The sequence below is a fragment of the Mesorhizobium sp. M1006 genome (genome assembly GCF_040318825.1).
Classification (GTDB): domain Bacteria; phylum Pseudomonadota; class Alphaproteobacteria; order Rhizobiales; family Rhizobiaceae; genus Mesorhizobium.
This window is the reverse complement of record NZ_JAMYMZ010000015.1, coordinates 65,882-82,440: the sequence shown is the minus strand read 5'-3', so window position 1 is coordinate 82,440 and position 16,559 is coordinate 65,882. Positions and strand designations below refer to the sequence as shown.

21 protein-coding genes are annotated in these 16,559 nt (G+C 62.7%); 17 read left to right on the top strand and 4 right to left on the bottom strand.

The genetic code is table 11. The features are described 5' to 3' along the window. Position 1: 1 nt before the first annotated feature. Both NKH60_RS16685 and NKH60_RS16680 read right to left on the bottom strand, forming a co-directional pair. Complete coding sequence (locus NKH60_RS16685) at positions 2-649, bottom strand: thiamine phosphate synthase (RefSeq protein ID WP_352737793.1); 648 nt, start codon at positions 647-649, stop codon at positions 2-4. Positions 650-825: 176 nt separating this feature from the next. Continuing rightward, the gene (locus NKH60_RS16680) at positions 826-1,710 is read right to left on the bottom strand and encodes a DMT family transporter (RefSeq protein WP_352831327.1); all 885 of its coding nucleotides are present in this window, start codon (positions 1,708-1,710) and stop codon (positions 826-828) included. A gap of 133 nt (positions 1,711-1,843) precedes the next feature. On the opposite strand from NKH60_RS16680, the gene NKH60_RS16675 reads away from it, so the two are divergent. Both NKH60_RS16675 and NKH60_RS16670 read left to right on the top strand, forming a co-directional pair. Next, on the top strand, positions 1,844-2,293 hold the full coding sequence (locus tag NKH60_RS16675) for an Lrp/AsnC family transcriptional regulator (RefSeq protein ID WP_023678010.1): 450 nt from the start codon (positions 1,844-1,846) through the stop codon (positions 2,291-2,293). 95 nt (positions 2,294-2,388) lie between these two features. Beyond that, positions 2,389-3,159: a sulfite exporter TauE/SafE family protein gene (locus NKH60_RS16670; protein ID WP_352450835.1), complete on the top strand. Its 771-nt coding sequence runs from the start codon at positions 2,389-2,391 to the stop codon at positions 3,157-3,159. A gap of 41 nt (positions 3,160-3,200) precedes the next feature. Here the strand turns inward: NKH60_RS16670 and NKH60_RS16665 are convergent, their stop codons facing one another. Then, complete coding sequence (locus NKH60_RS16665) at positions 3,201-3,752, bottom strand: DUF2269 family protein (protein WP_352831329.1); 552 nt, start codon at positions 3,750-3,752, stop codon at positions 3,201-3,203. Between the two features lie 581 nt (positions 3,753-4,333). Between NKH60_RS16665 and rcdA the strand changes: the two genes are divergently transcribed. Beyond that, positions 4,334-4,861, top strand: coding sequence for a protease adaptor protein RcdA (gene rcdA, locus NKH60_RS16660; RefSeq protein ID WP_352450833.1), 528 nt, complete (start codon positions 4,334-4,336; stop codon positions 4,859-4,861). A 38-nt stretch (positions 4,862-4,899) separates the two neighbouring features. Here rcdA and NKH60_RS16655 read toward each other — a convergent pair whose 3' ends face one another. Then, a complete protein-coding gene (locus NKH60_RS16655) occupies positions 4,900-5,217 on the bottom strand; it encodes a winged helix-turn-helix transcriptional regulator (RefSeq protein ID WP_352831331.1) in 318 nt (105 codons plus the stop codon). 192 nt (positions 5,218-5,409) lie between these two features. Between NKH60_RS16655 and NKH60_RS16650 the strand changes: the two genes are divergently transcribed. From NKH60_RS16650 to ybgF, 14 genes are all read left to right on the top strand, one after another. Next, complete coding sequence (locus NKH60_RS16650) at positions 5,410-6,264, top strand: SDR family oxidoreductase (protein ID WP_352471204.1); 855 nt, start codon at positions 5,410-5,412, stop codon at positions 6,262-6,264. A 264-nt stretch (positions 6,265-6,528) separates the two neighbouring features. Continuing rightward, complete coding sequence (gene ruvC, locus NKH60_RS16645) at positions 6,529-7,041, top strand: crossover junction endodeoxyribonuclease RuvC (protein WP_352471203.1); 513 nt, start codon at positions 6,529-6,531, stop codon at positions 7,039-7,041. Between the two features lie 55 nt (positions 7,042-7,096). Next, a complete protein-coding gene (locus NKH60_RS16640) occupies positions 7,097-7,366 on the top strand; it encodes an AbrB/MazE/SpoVT family DNA-binding domain-containing protein (RefSeq protein ID WP_352471202.1) in 270 nt (89 codons plus the stop codon). Then, positions 7,344-7,766, top strand: coding sequence for a type II toxin-antitoxin system VapC family toxin (locus NKH60_RS16635; RefSeq protein ID WP_352471201.1), 423 nt, complete (start codon positions 7,344-7,346; stop codon positions 7,764-7,766). Before NKH60_RS16640 ends, NKH60_RS16635 begins: the two co-directional genes overlap by 23 nt. Before the next feature lie 13 nt (positions 7,767-7,779). Beyond that, positions 7,780-8,400: a Holliday junction branch migration protein RuvA gene (ruvA, locus tag NKH60_RS16630; RefSeq protein ID WP_352471200.1), complete on the top strand. Its 621-nt coding sequence runs from the start codon at positions 7,780-7,782 to the stop codon at positions 8,398-8,400. Positions 8,401-8,443: 43 nt separating this feature from the next. Continuing rightward, positions 8,444-9,484, top strand: a complete 1,041-nt coding sequence (gene ruvB / locus NKH60_RS16625; RefSeq protein ID WP_352454896.1) for a Holliday junction branch migration DNA helicase RuvB — start codon at positions 8,444-8,446, stop codon at positions 9,482-9,484. A 127-nt stretch (positions 9,485-9,611) separates the two neighbouring features. After that, positions 9,612-10,082 (top strand): tol-pal system-associated acyl-CoA thioesterase, encoded by a 471-nt coding sequence (ybgC, locus tag NKH60_RS16620; protein ID WP_352872733.1) that lies wholly within the window; start codon positions 9,612-9,614, stop codon positions 10,080-10,082. A 295-nt stretch (positions 10,083-10,377) separates the two neighbouring features. Further along, positions 10,378-11,088: a protein TolQ gene (gene tolQ, locus NKH60_RS16615; RefSeq protein ID WP_023677997.1), complete on the top strand. Its 711-nt coding sequence runs from the start codon at positions 10,378-10,380 to the stop codon at positions 11,086-11,088. 9 nt (positions 11,089-11,097) lie between these two features. Continuing rightward, positions 11,098-11,556 (top strand): protein TolR, encoded by a 459-nt coding sequence (tolR, locus tag NKH60_RS16610; protein ID WP_352831336.1) that lies wholly within the window; start codon positions 11,098-11,100, stop codon positions 11,554-11,556. A gap of 7 nt (positions 11,557-11,563) precedes the next feature. Beyond that, positions 11,564-12,721: a cell envelope integrity protein TolA gene (gene tolA / locus NKH60_RS16605; RefSeq protein ID WP_352768348.1), complete on the top strand. Its 1,158-nt coding sequence runs from the start codon at positions 11,564-11,566 to the stop codon at positions 12,719-12,721. Positions 12,722-12,799: 78 nt separating this feature from the next. Then, positions 12,800-14,071, top strand: a complete 1,272-nt coding sequence (gene tolB, locus NKH60_RS16600) for a Tol-Pal system beta propeller repeat protein TolB (RefSeq protein WP_245274748.1) — start codon at positions 12,800-12,802, stop codon at positions 14,069-14,071. A gap of 51 nt (positions 14,072-14,122) precedes the next feature. Next, positions 14,123-14,509: a four helix bundle protein gene (locus tag NKH60_RS16595; protein ID WP_352849975.1), complete on the top strand. Its 387-nt coding sequence runs from the start codon at positions 14,123-14,125 to the stop codon at positions 14,507-14,509. Between the two features lie 238 nt (positions 14,510-14,747). Then, entirely contained in the window at positions 14,748-15,254 is a 507-nt protein-coding gene (pal, locus tag NKH60_RS16590; protein WP_023677992.1) for a peptidoglycan-associated lipoprotein Pal, read from the top strand. 175 nt (positions 15,255-15,429) lie between these two features. Beyond that, positions 15,430-16,539, top strand: coding sequence for a tol-pal system protein YbgF (gene ybgF, locus NKH60_RS16585; RefSeq protein WP_352831338.1), 1,110 nt, complete (start codon positions 15,430-15,432; stop codon positions 16,537-16,539). Positions 16,540-16,559: the final 20 nt, after the last annotated feature.

Sequence of the window (16,559 nt, the reverse complement as noted above, 5' to 3'; positions counted from 1 at the left end):
GTCAGTCCTCGAAGCGCGGCGCGGTTTCGTCGAGCAGCGCGTTGGCGGCGGCGACCGCCATCTTCGGATCGACGTCGTCGGCGAAGACGGCGCTGGACAGCGCCACGAATTCAGCGCCGGTGGCGGCGACCGCTTCCACCGAGGCAAGATCGGATCCGGCCATGACGATGCAGGGGATCTGGATGACGTCCGCCCACCATTGCCCGAGCGACAGGTTGCGCGGGTGCGGCTCAGGCTTGTTGTCGTAGCCGAAACGGCCGAAGAAAATGTAATCAGGCCTGACTTCGCCGAGTTCCAGCGCATCGTCGCGGGTCTTGGCGCCGCCGGTGCCGACCATCATCCTGGCCTGGAAGTGTTGGATCGTTTCGGCGAGCTCGTCCTTGCCGACCTCGACATGAATGCCGTCGGCCTGGACGCGGCCGGCGATGCGGGTGTCGCCGGCAATGATGACGGCAATGCCGGCCGCTTGCGCCACCGGCACGATCTGCTCGGCAAAGGCTTGGAAAGAGGCCTCGTCCATACCGTTTTCCGGCAGGATAAGCGAGGCGACGTCACCGCCCTCGAAGGCCGCGGCGATGCGCTCGGCCGGCACGTTCGGCGGCGCGATCAGCACGATACGGCAGCGGTTGGGCGGCGTTGCGTCATTCATTGGTGTTCGATCCCGGTTATCGCCTATGCCGGGCGAAGATGGTTGCATTGCGGCATAGAGCAAAGTGCGGGGATTGAACAGGCGGCAGGGGGATCACGATTGCCGTCAACGATTCCATAGGGCTCGGCGCATGACTGCCGTTGGCCGAAATTCTCCTCGCCTGGTCGCCTGCGGCCCTACGCAGGCACCTTCGATTTCCACAGCGACCAGCCGAGATTCATGCCGGCCGCGGCGACCAGGATGGCGGCGGCGCCGACGATCTGCGCCGGATGCAGCCGATGGCCGAAGGCGACGACATCGACGAGGATGGCGACGACGGGATAGATGAAGGACAGCGATCCCTGCAGATGCGTCGGCAGCTTCTGGATGGCGCCGTACATGAGGATGTACATCAGGCCGGTATGGACGATGCCGAGTGTCGCCAGCATGACCCAGCTCCGCGCATCGGCGGGAAGGTGGGTGAGATTGGCGACGGGTGCCAGCATGAGAACGCCGACGCAGACCTGGATCAGGGCGATCAGGTGCGGCGGCGTGCCTTTGAGCTTCTTGGTGACGATAGCCGCAACGGCCCAGAAGAAAGCCGCGGCCAGCGCCATCGCAATGCCGGTAAAGTAATCCGTACCATGATCGCCTGCATCGGGCGCGGCCTGCACGATCAGCAGCATGCCGGCGAAGGCGATGCCGAGCCAGGTCAGCTTGGTCACCGTCAGCCGTTCGGAGAAGAAGAGCGCGCCAAAACCCACCAGCATGAAGGGCTGCGTGTTGTAAACGGCCGTGGCGATCGAGATCGACGCGCGGGAAAACGCGCTGAACAGCAACAGCCAGTTGATAACGATGGCAGCACCGCCGAGAGCCGCGATCGCGACGATGCGAAGCGACAGCCTGCCACGCAGCAGTCCCAGCGCCGCGCAGATGATCAGCAGCGTTACCGCCCCGAAAGCACAGCGCCAGAACACCACGTCCATGATGGGCTGGCCGGAAAGGACGACGAACCAGCCGATCGTGCCGAGGATCGCCATCGCCGCCGTCATTTCGATCGTGCCGCGTACCGTGTTGTCCATGGATGCTCCTGAAACCCGTTGAGATTTTATAATCCCACGGCGGATCGGGTATTTCCATGACTTGCAGCTGGTGATATGCAGGACGAACCTCATTTAATTAGGTAGACATCGGCTTTTTTCTTGGAATTGTAAAATGCTGGACGAGCTCGACAGAAAGCTCCTCGATATCCTGGTCAAGGATTCACGGACCTCGCTGAAGGAACTGGCGCTGCAGGTCGGGCTGTCGTCGCCAAGCGTTTCGGAGCGGCTTCGGCGGCTTGAGGATCGCGGCGTCATCCGCGCGTTCACCATCGACATCGATCCGCAGGCGCTCGGCTACGCCTTGCAGGCGATCGTTCGCATCCGGCCATTGCCGGGCAAGCTGCACATCGTCCAGAAGCTGATCGAGGAAATCCCGGAATTCGGCGAATGCGACAAGGTGACGGGCGATGACTGCTTCGTTGCCCGGCTGTTCGTCCGCTCGATCGGCGAGCTCGACGGGATTCTCGACCGCATCGCCGACAAGGCCGAAACCAGCACCGCCATTATCAAGGCGCAGCCGATCCGGAGACGCCCGCCGCCGCTCGACATGCCAAACATGTGACGGGTTTCGGTGGCGTGGCCCACATATTTGCGGTCGCGGTCTGGCCATTTCTGGTCTATTCCAGAGTTCAACTTTCCCTCCAGCGTCCCTTCCCCATGTCAGGCCTGCTCGTCGATCCCTGGTTCTATGCCGCGGCCATTCCGGCCGTCATCCTCGTCGGCCTGTCGAAAGGCGGCTTCGGCGGCGCCGTCGGCTTTGTCGGCGTGCCGTTGATGGCGCTGACCATGCCGCCGGTTCAGGCTGCCGCAATCCTTCTGCCAATTCTGTGCCTGATGGACATTGTCTCGGTATGGACGTGGTGGGGCATCTTCGACCGCAAGATGCTGGCCGACATGATGCCGGGCGCCGTGATCGGCATCGCCCTTGGCTGGCTGACGGCGGCACTTGTAACCGAAGAGATGGTGCGGCTGATCGTCGGCGCGGTTGCCCTGATCTTCGTGCTGCGCTGGCTCTATTTGCAACTCCGCCACGGTGCCGGCCACGCGGCGGAGCCCAACCGCGTCGCCGCCGGCTTCTGGGGTACTGTTGCCGGGTTCACCAGCTTCGTCGCCCATGTCGGCGGGCCGCCTTTTCAGGTCTATGCGCTGCCGATCAGGCTCGATCCGAAGGTGCTGTCGGGCACCGCGGCGATCTTTTTCGCCGTCACCAACGCGCTGAAGCTCATCCCCTATTTCGCGCTCGGCCAGTTCGACACCACCAATTTGACCGCATCGGCGGTGCTGATGCCGCTGGCGCCGCTGTCGACCATCGCCGGCGCCTGGCTGGTGCGGCGGATGCGGCCGGAGCTGTTCTATCCCTTCACCTATGCGACCGTAGCGGTCGTCGCGGTCAAGCTTCTGTGGGACGGCATCGCCGGCCTCCTGTAAGACGGCGGCCCCATTCGGCCGCCGCCGGATATCCTTACACCTCAGGCGGCACTCGGCAGCAACTGCCGCGTCCTGCCAAGCGCCAGGGCAATGCCGGTTGCCAGTACGAGCGCCATGCAGCCCAGAATGGTGATGTCGTGCAGCGTCGGCTTCAGCACCATGTCCGCGATGATCACCAGCATCACCGAATAGTCGAAACGCGCGGCGCTGAGGACGCGCTGGCCCTGGGCAAGCACTGCCGGCGTCACACCCTCCTTGGCGATCATGCCTGCCATGCGGTCGGCAGTCGGCTTGAAGATGAACATGCCGATGCAGAAGGTCGTCGCATAACCGGCAAGGCCGATCAGCACCCACAGATCGGAAAAGCCGACCCAGAGGCCGCACATGATGAGGCCGAAAAGCAATGTCAGCATCGACATCGGCGCGAAGAACCGGTTGCCGAGCTCGCCGGTGGCGCGCATCGCCTGCAGCATGCCTTCGACGTTCCCGGCGCGGTCGGCGCGTACTGCGAGCAGCATCAGCGTGAAGCCGCCGCCGACCCAGAGGATCGCCGAGACGATATGCAGAAATTTAACGGCCGAGTACCAGTCCATTATTCGCTCCTTGAGAGATTTGATGATTTGCCGGAGCGCAAGGTTTGCTCCGCCTCGTTGCGAGGAGCGGGCGTTTAGCGCGGCGCCTGTTTCGGAACGATGTCGCGCGCAGTGCCGTTTTGTTTCGGTAAGCCGGTCACCATTTGGAGGAAACCATGGCGCAAGCGCGTCGCCCCGACTTTCCAGGCGGTGGTGTGAACGGCGCCGTGGCCAGTCAGCTGTGTTGTTACGGCACAGATGCTGGGTTCTTGATCGAAAAATATGCCCCGCGTTAAGGCTTCGTTAAGCTTTACAGGCGTTTACTATGTCCATCCAGTGATCTGGATTCTTACCGAGTGGTTGGAGCCACTTTGTTTGACGCCTCCCTGTTAAACTCCTGAGAGCCGCCTTATCCGCGGCTCTTTTTTTGTCCGCCGGCATGGGCGTCCTTCCGGCTAAATGCGGCCGTTAACCGTTTGTTAAACATGTGCTTGCCTTCGCTGGCAGCGAAGCGCATTTTCAAGCTTCAGTCGTTTAGGCTGCCGGATATGGCGGCCAAGAGCCGAATCGGCCGGCTGTCAGGCAAGTGCAGGGGCGTAGCGATGAACGAGCCTTCGAAGGCGAGCGCGAAAACCATCAAGCTGGCGGAGCGCCGGGTTTTCTCCCAATCCTTCAAGCCGCTCTATCAGGAAGGCATGGGCCTGGTCGAGCAGGCGGCCGAATATCTCGACGGCAAGGGCCGCGCCGAGGCCAAGAAGCTGTCGAGGCTGGCGGCGACGCTTTATGCGGCCGAATCGATGCGGCTGACCACCAGGCTGATGCAGGTCGCCTCGTGGCTGCTTTTGCAGCGGGCGGCGAATTCCGGCGAGATGACCCGCGATCAGGTGGCCTCAGAAAAATCCAAGGTGCGTCTCGACACTGCCTCGGCGCATGACGAGGCGCCCGGCTGGGCCGAGCTGCCGAAGGATTTCATCGACCTCGTCAACCGTTCGCTGCGGCTGCAGGCGTTGGTGCGCCGGATGGACGAGGAGATCTATGGCGGCCTTGCCGAGGTGCCGCCGTCGAGCCGTCGCCTCAATCCGGTCTCCGACCAGATCACGCTGCTCAACACGGCTTTCGCCCGCGGCTGAGAGACCGTTTCATAATTCTACTCCGGCGGCCATCTAGACTAACCGCGAAGGGATGGGCTCGCGATCATCAGGCGGGGAGAATCACGCAGCAGCAGGCGCGATCCGACCTCCACGATAGACCTGATCGCTGGGAGCAGCTCCTGCCCCAATGACGTCAGATCATACTCCACGGTCGGCGGCGATGTCGGCATCACGTGGCGTGCGAGGACGCCACGCTCCTCGAGATCGCGCAACCTGCCGGTCAGCACCTTCGCCGAAATGGCTGGGATATCGCGGCGCAATTCGGAGAACCGGCGCGGGCCGTCGCTCAAGGACCAGAGCACCTCGGGTGTCCAGCACCCGCCAAGCAGCGCCATGCACCTCGACATGGGGCAGCCGGGAAGCGCCTTCACCTTCGTTCGCATCCTGAGGACCATCGCGCATCTTCCATGAGAGTTTCCAGTTGGTTACCGGAAAATGATGGTAACTACAAGATACGTGGTTTCCGCGGGTAACGAGAGCCGCTATCTGAGGCTCTCAATCCATCCAACCACGAAATGGACAGAACGATGTACGCAATAACTGGAGCAACAGGACAGCTTGGCCGTCTCGTGATCGACGCACTGCTGAAGACAGTTCCGGCCAGCCGGATCGTTGCGGCGGTTCGTGATCCGGCAAACGCCAGCGATCTTGTCCAACGCGGCGTAGTCGTGCGGGAGGCGGACTATGATCGTCCCGACACGCTCCCGATGGCGCTGGCCGGCGTCGATAGACTGCTGCTGATTTCCTCGACCGAAGTCAGCGGCCGCTTGCCGCAGCATCGGTCAGTGATCACGGCCGCCCAACGGGTGGGGGTTTCGCTGATCGCTTACACAAGCATGCTGCATGCGGACACGTCTCCCGCGAGGCTCGCGGTCGAACATCGGCAGACGGAGGAGGTCATCGCGGCCTCCGGCCTACCCGCCGTCATCCTGCGCAACGGCTGGTACACCGAGAACCATCTGATGGCGCTCCCGGCGGCTCTGGAGCACGGCGCCTTCATCGGCGCCGCAAATGAGGGGCGCTTCTCGTCCGCGGCGCGGCAGGATTATGCCGAGGCCGCGGCCGTGGTGCTGACGAGCGAGGATCAAGCAGGGAGGATTTACGAGCTCGCGGCGGACCAAGCGTTCACGCTCGCCGAGCTTGCGGCGAAGGTCTCGCGGCAATCGGGCAAGGCGATCGCCTACAACGATCTTGCCGGGGTGGCCTATGAGGGCGTGTTGACAGGCGCCGGGCTGCCCGCCGATCTCGCCGCTATCCTGGCCGATGCCGACATTGCAGCCTCACGCGGAGCGTTGTTCGATGACGGCGGCGCCATGAGCCGGCTAATCGGTCGACCGACAACGCCACTGGAGAGCGTCGTTGCGGCAGCATTGCGCGGTTGAAACCGAGATGGCTGTCACATCCGCCAAAGGATCAGAGGACCGTCTGTCGCTCGCGCCAACAGTTATTCAAACGACGAGACTAGCGCCGCTTTCCGCGCTTCCGGTGCTCGCGTACTTATGTACGCTCCGCTCCGGTTCTCGAAAACCAAGCCATCTGTCTCGCCAGAGCGACTCTCAAACATTCTCTAAACAGACTCGGCTTGCTGTTTCTGGTTTGTTCACATTTCGCTGGCATCGCTGTCCCCCCGAAGGTAGACTTGACGGATGGGGGAAGCGATTCGCATCATCGGCATCGATCCGGGGCTGAGGCGCACCGGCTGGGGCATCGTCGAGAGCCTCGGCAATTCGCTGCGCTTCGTCGCTTCCGGCACGGTGCGGTCCGACGACAAGGCCGCGCTGGCGGTGCGTCTTTGCCAATTGCATGACGGGCTCGCCGAGGTCCTGCATGCCGCGATGCCGCACGAGGCGGCGGTCGAGCAAACTTTCGTCAACAAGGACGCGGCGGCGACGTTGAAACTTGGCCAGGCACGCGGCATCGCCATGCTGGTGCCGGCGCGTGCCGGCCTTGTCGTTGCCGAATATGCGCCAAACGCCGTCAAAAAGGCGGTGATCGGCGTCGGCCATGGCGACAAAAAGCAGATCCACATGATGGTCAAGGTGCTGATGCCGAAGGCGACGTTCGACAGCGATGACGCCGCCGACGCGCTGGCCATCGCCATCTGTCACGCGCATCACCGGCAGAGCATCGCCTACAGGATGGCGGCGCTGGCCGGATAAGTATGTTCTTGACTTGTTCTCCATGGGCAATAAGTAATACCAACGAGGTATTACCATGCGCGTTACCACCAAGGGCCAAGTGACCATCCCGAAGGAAATACGGGATCATCTGGGTATCGGCCCGGGCTCGGAGGTGGAGTTCGTCCCCACCGAGGACGGGGCTCGTGTTATTGCGGTCGACGAAAACATGTCGGAGGAGGAAGCCTCGCGCAGATTCAGCCAGATGCTCGGCCGTATGGCCGGTACGCTGGATCTGGGAGGCATGACGGCGAACGAATATATGGAATGGCTGAGGGGCCCACGTGAAGATCTCGACATTGATTGACACAAATGTCCTGATCGACGTTTGGGGTCCTGCCGGACGGGAGACGAAATGGTCGGCATCCGCGATTACCGCATGCCGGCGCGACGGCGCACTCGTAATCAATGCAATCGTCTGGTCCGAGCTCGCGCCGTTGATTGCGACCGAACAGGCCCTTCGCCAAGCAGTCGACATGCTCAAGATGGATCGCGAATTCCTGCCGTGGGAGGCAGCCTTCCTCGCTGGTGTCACGCATTCCCGCTATCGCCGCGCCGGCGGCATTGGCGAACGAACGCTGCCGGATTTCTTTATCGGCGCCCATGCGGTTGTCGCCGGGCATCGGCTGCTGACGCGCGATGCCGCGCGCTATCGCAGCTACTTCCCGGACCTCGATATCATCTCTCCGGAAACCCACCCGGCATGATCGGCACGCTCAAATGATCGGCAAGCTAAAAGGCACGCTGGACGAGATCGACGAGGATTTCTGCATCATCGACGTACATGGCGTCGGCTACGTTGCCTATTGCTCGGCGCGCACGCTGGCGGCATTGCCGCCGCCCGGCGAGGCGGTGGTGCTGTTCATCGAGACCTATGTGCGCGAGGACATGCTGCGGCTCTATGGGTTCCAGTCGGTGCTGGAGCGCGAATGGTTCCGGCTGTTGATGAACAATGTGCAAGGCGTCGGCGCCAAGGTGGCGCTGGCCATCCTGTCGACGCTGGCGCCGGCCGACCTCGCCAATGCGATTGCGCTGCGCGATATCGCCATGGTCAGCCGTGCTCCCGGCGTCGGCAAGAAGGTCGCCGAGCGCATCGTCACCGAATTGAGGAACAAGGCGCCGGCCTATGCGGGCACTGCCTCCGGCACCATCGGCCTGAAGCAGGAGCTCGGCGAGGGCGTCGCCTCGGCGCCGATCACCGACGCCGTCTCGGCGCTGGTCAATCTCGGCTATTCGCGCGACACCGCGGCCAATGCGGTGGCGGCAGCGCTGAAGACGGCAGGCGAGGAGGCGGACGCCTCGAAGCTGATCCGCTTCGGGCTGAAGGAGCTGGCACGGTGAGACGTTGCTTGTCCGGTCCCTTGCCATATGCAAGGAAGGCGGCATGAGCCTTTCGCCACGCCTCATTGCTCCCGACAGACGCGGCGAGGACGCCGAGCAGACCTTGCGGCCGCAGACGCTTGGCGACTTCGTCGGCCAGGCGGCGGTGCGGGCCAATCTCAAAGTGTTCATCGAGGCCGCCAAGGGGCGCAGCGAAGCGCTCGACCATGTGCTGTTCGTCGGCCCGCCCGGCCTCGGCAAGACGACGCTGGCGCAGATCATGGCGCGCGAGCTTGGCGTCAATTTCCGCTCGACCTCGGGTCCGGTCATCGCCAAGGCCGGCGATCTCGCGGCGCTGCTCACCAACCTCGAAGACCGCGACGTGCTGTTCATCGACGAGATCCACCGGCTCAACCCGGCGGTCGAGGAAATCCTCTATCCGGCGATGGAGGATTTCCAGCTCGACCTGATCATCGGCGAGGGGCCGGCGGCGCGCTCGGTCAAGATCGACCTTGCCCGCTTCACGCTTGTCGCCGCCACCACCCGGCTCGGCCTGTTGACCAACCCGCTGCGCGACCGGTTCGGCATTCCGGTGCGGCTCAATTTCTACTCGGTCGAGGAACTCGAGCAGATCGTGCGGCGCGGCGCCCGCATCCTTGCCATGCCGCTCGGCGACGACGGTGCTTTGGAGATCGCCCGGAGGGCGCGCGGCACGCCGCGCATCGCCGGCCGGCTGTTGCGCCGGGTGCGCGACTTCGCCAGCGTTGCCGGCGACGGCCATGTCGACCGCAAGATCGCCGACGAGGCGCTGACGCGGCTGGAGGTCGACGGGCTCGGCCTCGACGCGCTCGACCGCCGTTATCTGTCGATGATCGCCCGGAATTTCGGCGGCGGGCCGGTCGGCATCGAGACAATCGCCGCCGGGCTTTCCGAGCCACGCGATGCCATCGAGGACATCATCGAACCCTTTCTGATCCAGCAAGGCTTCATCATGCGTACCCCGCGCGGCCGCGTGCTGGCGGCCAATGCCTGGCGGCATCTCGGCCTCGACGCGCCAAAGGACCTGGCGCAGCAGCAGATCAGCCTGTTCCAGGAAGAACCCTAAGTTCCGCTGTTTATGGCTTCGGTGCTGGCAGTCCCCGGCCCAGCCCTCCAGGTCTTGATCATCGCCGGTCTATGCGCAAAACAGGTGTTGCTTGAAACAGGGCCTGTCGGGCCAAAAGGACAGCGCAATGGACGATCACGGTGAATCGGCATTGTCCGCCGGACTTTCCGGCGCGCTCACGGAATTCGGCCATCGATTGATGGCGCGGGTCTATTATGCAGACACCGATTTTTCCGGCGTCGTCTACCACGCGCGCTATCTCGAATTCTTCGAGCGCGGCCGGTCCGACTATCTGCGGCTGGCCGGCGTCCACCACACCGAGCTTGCCGACGGCAAGCATGGCGAGAAAATAGTCTGGGTGGTGCGGCGCATGGAGGTCGATTTCCGCGGTTCGGCCCGCATGGATGACATCCTGACCATCGATACGCGCACCGAAGACATTTCCGGCGCCCGCATCGTCATGGCGCAGCAGTTGAAACGCGGCAGCGAAGTGCTGGTCGAGGCGCGGGTCGAAGCGGCGATCGTCGGCGAGAACGGCCGGCCGCGGCGCTTTCCCAAGGATTGGGTGGCAGCCTTCATGCCCGGAACGCGCAAATAAGAGTTCAGAGGCGGAAGATCCGGAGCTCCCGGTCGAGGCGAGGATCGCCGGGCTGGTCGTCGGGGCGCGGCAATGCGCCGCGCTGTACGTCCTAACCCATCCTTAACCATAACGGTCCATGAAGGGATTGGTTAAGATTGGAAGAATCCAAGCGCCTTCCTTTCACCAATATTTGCCCCGAAAAGGCCGCCAACGGTGCATTTGGGGTTATTCCGCAAGCTTAACGCGAACGGACCACAAGGGATGCCCATGGGCCAGCCGCCAGCCACGCCCGGAAAATCTTTAAGGACGTAACATGGAAAACATCGCTCTCGCCGAACCGGGCGCGCATTTATCGATTTGGGCCTTGTTCATGCAGGCCGGTTGGGTGGTCAAGCTGGTCATGATCGGGCTGCTTGGTGCCTCGATCTGGACCTGGGCGATCATCGTCGACAAGCTCGTCGCCTATGCCCGCATGCGGCTGGCGCTCAACCGCTTCGAACAGGTGTTCTGGTCGGGGCAGTCGCTGGAAGAGCTTTACCGCACGCTCGCCGACCGCAAGACGACCGGCATGAGCGCGATCTTCGTCGCCGCCATGCGCGAATGGAAGAAGAGCTTCGAGAAGGGCGCAAAATCGCCGCTCGGCCTGCAGACCCGCATCGACAAGGCTATGGATCTGGCGCTGACCCGCGAGATGGAAAAGCTGGAAGGGCGGCTCGGCTTCCTCGCCACCACCGGCTCGGCGGCGCCCTTCATCGGCCTGTTCGGCACCGTGATCGGCATCATGACCTCGTTCCAGGCGATCGCCGCTTCGAAGAACACCAGCCTGTCGGTGGTCGCGCCCGGTATCGCCGAAGCGCTGCTGGCGACGGCCATCGGCCTGCTCGCCGCCATCCCCGCCGTCATCGCCTACAACAAGCTGTCGTCCGACGCGAGCAAGATCGCCGTCCGCATGGAAGGGTTCGCGGATGAGTTCTCCGCCATACTCTCGCGCCAAATCGATGAAAAAGTCGCGCAGAAGGCCTGAGGAACGATCATGGGAATGTCTGTAGGCGCGGGTGGCGGAGGACGCGGTGGTCGAGGCCACAGGCGGCGCGGCCGCCATCACGCCTTGATATCGGAGATCAACGTCACGCCGATGGTCGACGTGATGCTGGTGCTGCTGATCATCTTCATGGTCGCGGCGCCGTTGCTGACGGTCGGCGTGCCGATCGACCTGCCGGATACCCAGGCCAAAGCGATGAACGCCGATACGCAGCCTATAACCGTGTCCATCAACTCGGCCGGTCAGATCTACCTCCAGGAAACCGAGATCCCGATCGAGGAGCTGGTGGCAAAGCTGCAGGCGATCTCGAAGACCGGCTATGACGAGCGCATTTTCATCAGGGGTGACAAGTCCACCGACTATGGCACTGCCATGAAGGTGATGGCCCGCATCTCGGCTGCTGGCTACAAGAATATCGGCCTGGTTTCACTGCAGGAACAGGATCAGTAGACGCAAGATGAGGACCGGCCTCACCACATCGGTGATCTTGCATACGGTGGCGATCGCCTTCGGGCTGTTCACGTTGTCCTCGCCGCCTGCGATGCCTGCGTCCGATGCGGAATCGGTGTCGGTCGAGATCGTGCCGATGGAAGCGACGGCACAGGTCCTGCAAGGCGACAAGAAAGCTGTAATGCACGACAAGCCGGCGCCGGTACCGACGCAGCGTCCCGACATCGTTCCCGATGCCCAGAAAGTCGGCGATAACAGCGTCGACACCGACAAGCCGCCGACACCTGAGCCCAAGCCCCAGCCAGTCGACATGACGGCGGCTCCGCCACCCGCGCCGACGCCGGTCGAAAAGCCCAAGCCCGAGGACGTGCCGAAGCCGAAGGAAGAGCCGAAGCCTATTCCTGCTACGGAGGTGGCGCCGGTGCCGCAGCCGAAGGAAGAGGTCAAGCCCGAACCTGTCAAGCAGACCGAGCCCAAGCCGACGCCGGCCAAGGAGCCGACGCCCACGCCGCCGCAGGACAAGACTGCCGCGATCGATCCGCAGCCCGAGGTCAAGCCGGATGCCGTCGCCGAGGCGATTGCCAAGCAACCGCCAACCGAGGAGGCGCAGCTTCCCGACTCGGCGCCGGCACCCGAGGCTCGGCCAAAGCCGCAGCCGGCCCAGGCCGAGAGCGCGAAGGCACCGGAGCGCAAGGACGCCGACAAGCCGGTCAAGGAAGCCTCATCCAGGCCGAAATCGGACGACAAGCAATTCAACGCCGACGAGATTTCGGCTCTGCTTGACAAGCGGAAGCCGTCCGGCGGCGGCGCCAAGCGCTCGACCCAGCAGGCATCGCTCGGCGGCGAGAAGGATCAGGGCCAGAAGCTTTCGAAATCGGAGCAGGGGGCATTGGAGGCCCAGCTTGGTGGTTGCTGGACGCTTCCGGCAGGGCTCGAGGGTTCGGAGAATTTCGTCGTCGTGGTCCGGTTTAATCTGGACGCCTCCGGCAAGCTGGATGGCCGGCCGAGCGTTGAAAAGTCGAGCGGAAACCGCCCGTTTGACGAAAGTGCAGTGCGCGCGGTTCAGAAATGCGATGTGGCCGGCTTGCAGGTTCCGGCGGGCAAGCAAGACATCTGGTCCGACGTTCGGGTCACTTTTGACCCCAGGGAGATGCTCGGTCTTTAGGCCTGGCGCTCACAGAATCAGCGAAAGAAGCGAGAAGACATGAAATCCATCCTCAAGCCGCTCCTGACGATCGCAGCGATGGCGCTGGGTATGACCGTTGCTGTCACCCTGCCGGCGCGGGCGCTCGTTGAGCTCAACGTCAATAAGGGCAATGTCGAGCCGTTGCCGATCGCCATCACGGACTTCCAGGGCGGCGATGCGCTCGGCGCCGAGATTTCTGGCATCGTCAGTGCCGACCTGAAACGCTCCGGCCTGTTCGCGCCGATCGACAAAAGCGCTTTCATCGAAAAGATCTCGAACCCGGATGCCACGCCGCGCTTCGAAGACTGGAAGGTGATCAATGCGCAGGCGCTGGTCACCGGCAGTGTCGGCAAGGAGGCTGACGGCCGCATTCGCGCCCAGTATCGGTTGTGGGACACGTTTGCCGGCCAGCAGATGTCGGGCGAGCAGTTCTTCGCCAACGACGCCAATACCAGGCGCGTCGCCCATATCATCGCCGATGCGATCTACGAGCGGCTGACCGGCGAGAAGGGCTATTTCGACACGCGCGTCGTCTTCATCGACGAGTCCGGTGCCAAGAATGCGCGCAAGAAGCGGCTAGCCATCATGGACCAGGACGGCGCCAACGTCCGCTATCTCTCGAACGGCAAATCGATCGTGCTGACGCCGCGCTTCTCGCCGAACCGGCAGGAAATCACCTACATGTCCTATGAAAGCGGTCAGCCGCGGGTGTACCTGCTGCAGATCGAGACGGGGCAGCGCGAGCTGGTCGGCAATTTCCCCGGCATGACGTTTGCGCCGCGCTTTTCGCCGGACGGCCAGAAGGTGATCATGAGCCTGCTGCGCGATGACGGCAATTCCAACATCTTCGCCATGGATCTGAGAAGCCGCTCGACGACCAGGCTCACCAATTCGACCGCCATCGACACCTCACCGTCCTACTCGCCTGACGGCAGCAAGGTGGTGTTCACCTCGGATCGCGGCGGCCGCGCGCAGATCTATGTGATGGGCGCCGACGGCTCGGGCCAGACCCGCATCTCGTTTGGCGACGGCGTCTATTCGACGCCGGTGTGGTCGCCGCGCGGCGATCTCATCGCCTTCACCAAGCAGACCGGCGGCGAATTCCAGATCGGCGTCATGCGCACCGACGGTTCGGGTGAGCGCATCCTGTCCACCGGCTTTCAGCAGGAAGGGCCGACCTGGGCGCCCAACGGCCGGGTGCTGATGTTCTTCCGCGATTCCAATGGTGGACCAAAACTTGTTTCGGTCGATCTCACCGGCCGCAACGAACAGTCGATCCCCACGGCGAACTTCGCCTCGGATCCGGCCTGGTCGCCGCTGCTGGAGTGATGGAAGAAGAACTGAGGAGTTGAAGAACTGAGGAGTTGAAGAGTTGAAGAACTGAAGAATGGAGAAGGCAGAGGGGTCTACATCGAGCACGCGAGGGATTTAGAAGTCTATAAGCGTGCCTGTGCGGTTTCCCTTGGGGTACACAGAGCCACGCTTGCTTTTCCGAAAATGGAGCAATACGCGCTCGCCGATCAACTACGTCGTTCCAGCAAGGCGATCTGCGCCAATTTGGCCGAAGGCTTTGCCAAACAGGCTCACTCCAAGCCCGAATTCGCACGCTTCATTTCAATGGCCATAGGATCATGCAGTGAGGTGGAGACCTGGAGTTCGTATGCGTTCGACCTCGAGTACATCACACAGGCGCAACGCGACCATTGGTTGCAATCCTATGCCCGTATCTACGGAGTGCTGGTCAATCTCAGAGAGAAGCTGAGGTGATCTCTTTGCTCAATTCCTCGATTCCTCAATTCCTCGGTTCTTCAGTTCCTCAATTCCCTCTTTTTCATGTTTTAGCCGCATTTCCGCCTACGGTCCGCGCTCATTGTCGCCCCTCGGCAGAACGGTTGCGGACGGCAGCCGAAAACCAAATTTTAACCGTGTTTCTTGAGCGCCGGTTAACCCAAACGTGGTTACTGGACGATCAATGAAATCACTCGAATTGCGAAGGAGAGGCGGCATGGGCCGTATCGCAGCACTTACCACAAACCCGGTCATGATCGCGCTGGTCGCGATGCTCGCGATCACCGGTTGCGCCTCGAAGAAGACGCCGAACAGCGCCGCCGATCTCGGCCTCAACGGCGCCGGCGCGGCAACGCCCGGATCGGCCCAGGACTTTACCGTCAACATCGGCGACCGCATCTTCTTCGACACCGATTCGTCCTCGATCCGCGCCGATGCGCAGACGACGCTGTCGCGCCAGGCGCAGTGGCTGAACCAGTACAAGCAGTATGCCATTGTCATCGAAGGCCATGCCGACGAGCGCGGCACGCGCGAATACAATCTGGCGCTCGGCGCCCGCCGTGCTGCCGCCACACGCGACTTCCTGGTCGCCAAAGGCGTTTCGGCGCAGCGCCTGAAGACCATTTCCTACGGCAAGGAGCGTCCGGTCGCGGTTTGCGACGACATCTCCTGCTGGTCGCAGAACCGCCGCGCCGTAACCACGCTGGGCGGCGCCGGTTCTTGATCGGCATAAATGCAACACTTGGTGCGAAAGGCGGCCAAAAGGCCGCCTTTTTCATATCTGCCCGCTCCAAACAAAATTTGGCCGAAGTCTCACGTCCTGTTAAGAGCCGAGGGCGCCTGGCCACTTCGGTTGGCAAGGGCGCGCAACAGGCTAACGGTTTCACGGCGAGAGGCACATGCATTTCAGATCGGTCTTGAGCGGCACGCTTGCGCTGCTGCTCGTATCAAGTATCGCGGCACTTGCTGACGGGGCAAACGGCACCGGGCAGTCATCGGAAAGCGGTTTTTCCTTCCACCTGCCGACGATCAAACTGCCCGGCATTTTCGGCGAAAAGAAAAAGCCGGATCAGGTTCAATTCGCGCAGCAGGATGGTACCGGCACTCCGGCGCTGGAGGAACAGCTCCGGCAGATGAATGGCAAGATCGAGGAACTCAATTTCCAGGTCCTGCAGATGCAGGAGCAGATCCGCAAGCAGCAGGAAGACAACGAATTCCGCTTCCAGCAGCTGGAAGGCGGTCCGCAAGGCGCGCAGCAGCCGGCCGAGCAGAAGAAGTCCGAGGCCGCGCCCAGCAGCGACAGCCCCAACGGCGACAGTAACGTGGCGGAGGCGCCGGGGACGCCGGCTCCGGCCGATGCGGGCAAGGCGGCAGACGGCGACAAGAGCGTCGAGGACGTCATCGTCGAATCGCCCAACGGCGATCCCGGCAAGCTGATCCCCGGCGCGCCGCCCAAGACGTTCGGCACCATCACCGTCGACAAAAACGGCAATGTCGTCGAAGCCGATGGCAATGCGCAAGCGAATGCGCCGCAGCAGAATACGGCCCCAGCCAACGGCGCCAGCGCAGCCGGCAACAAGGCCGGTAAATCCGACGATACGGTGGTTGCGGCACTCCCGTCGACCAACGATCCGGAGGAGCTTTACCGCAACTCTTACCAGTTCATCCTGTCGGGCGACTACAGCACCGCCGAACAGGGCTTCCGCGACCATATCGCCCGTTTTCCCAAGGACGCCAAAGCAGCGGACGCGCATTACTGGCTCGGTGAATCGCTGCTCGGCCAGCAGAAATACCGCGATGCGGCCGAGATTTTCCTCGCAGCCAGCAAGGACTATCCCAAGGCCAAGAAGGCGCCCGACATGCTGCTGAAGCTCGGCGTTTCACTGGTCGGGCTGAAGCAGCGCGACGTGGCCTGTGCCACTTTCAGCGAGATCGGCAAGCGCTACCCCGATATTTCCGGCGCGCTCAAGGAGCGGGTCAAGCAGGAAAGGGCACTCGCGGCGTGCTAGTTTTTCCGTTGCGTGTCGTT

Coding starts and splice junctions, on each gene's coding strand:
- NKH60_RS16685 (WP_352737793.1), bottom strand. CDS start 649: ATGAATGACGCAACGCCGCCCAACCGCTGCCGTATCGTGCTGATCGCG.
- NKH60_RS16680 (WP_352831327.1), bottom strand. CDS start 1,710: ATGGACAACACGGTACGCGGCACGATCGAAATGACGGCGGCGATGGCG.
- NKH60_RS16675 (WP_023678010.1), top strand. CDS start 1,844: ATGCTGGACGAGCTCGACAGAAAGCTCCTCGATATCCTGGTCAAGGAT.
- NKH60_RS16670 (WP_352450835.1), top strand. CDS start 2,389: ATGTCAGGCCTGCTCGTCGATCCCTGGTTCTATGCCGCGGCCATTCCG.
- NKH60_RS16665 (WP_352831329.1), bottom strand. CDS start 3,752: ATGGACTGGTACTCGGCCGTTAAATTTCTGCATATCGTCTCGGCGATC.
- rcdA (WP_352450833.1), top strand. CDS start 4,334: ATGAACGAGCCTTCGAAGGCGAGCGCGAAAACCATCAAGCTGGCGGAG.
- NKH60_RS16655 (WP_352831331.1), bottom strand. CDS start 5,217: ATGGCGCTGCTTGGCGGGTGCTGGACACCCGAGGTGCTCTGGTCCTTG.
- NKH60_RS16650 (WP_352471204.1), top strand. CDS start 5,410: ATGTACGCAATAACTGGAGCAACAGGACAGCTTGGCCGTCTCGTGATC.
- ruvC (WP_352471203.1), top strand. CDS start 6,529: ATGGGGGAAGCGATTCGCATCATCGGCATCGATCCGGGGCTGAGGCGC.
- NKH60_RS16640 (WP_352471202.1), top strand. CDS start 7,097: ATGCGCGTTACCACCAAGGGCCAAGTGACCATCCCGAAGGAAATACGG.
- ruvA (WP_352471200.1), top strand. CDS start 7,780: ATGATCGGCAAGCTAAAAGGCACGCTGGACGAGATCGACGAGGATTTC.
- ruvB (WP_352454896.1), top strand. CDS start 8,444: ATGAGCCTTTCGCCACGCCTCATTGCTCCCGACAGACGCGGCGAGGAC.
- ybgC (WP_352872733.1), top strand. CDS start 9,612: ATGGACGATCACGGTGAATCGGCATTGTCCGCCGGACTTTCCGGCGCG.
- tolQ (WP_023677997.1), top strand. CDS start 10,378: ATGGAAAACATCGCTCTCGCCGAACCGGGCGCGCATTTATCGATTTGG.
- tolR (WP_352831336.1), top strand. CDS start 11,098: ATGGGAATGTCTGTAGGCGCGGGTGGCGGAGGACGCGGTGGTCGAGGC.
- tolA (WP_352768348.1), top strand. CDS start 11,564: ATGAGGACCGGCCTCACCACATCGGTGATCTTGCATACGGTGGCGATC.
- tolB (WP_245274748.1), top strand. CDS start 12,800: ATGGCGCTGGGTATGACCGTTGCTGTCACCCTGCCGGCGCGGGCGCTC.
- pal (WP_023677992.1), top strand. CDS start 14,748: ATGGGCCGTATCGCAGCACTTACCACAAACCCGGTCATGATCGCGCTG.
- ybgF (WP_352831338.1), top strand. CDS start 15,430: ATGCATTTCAGATCGGTCTTGAGCGGCACGCTTGCGCTGCTGCTCGTA.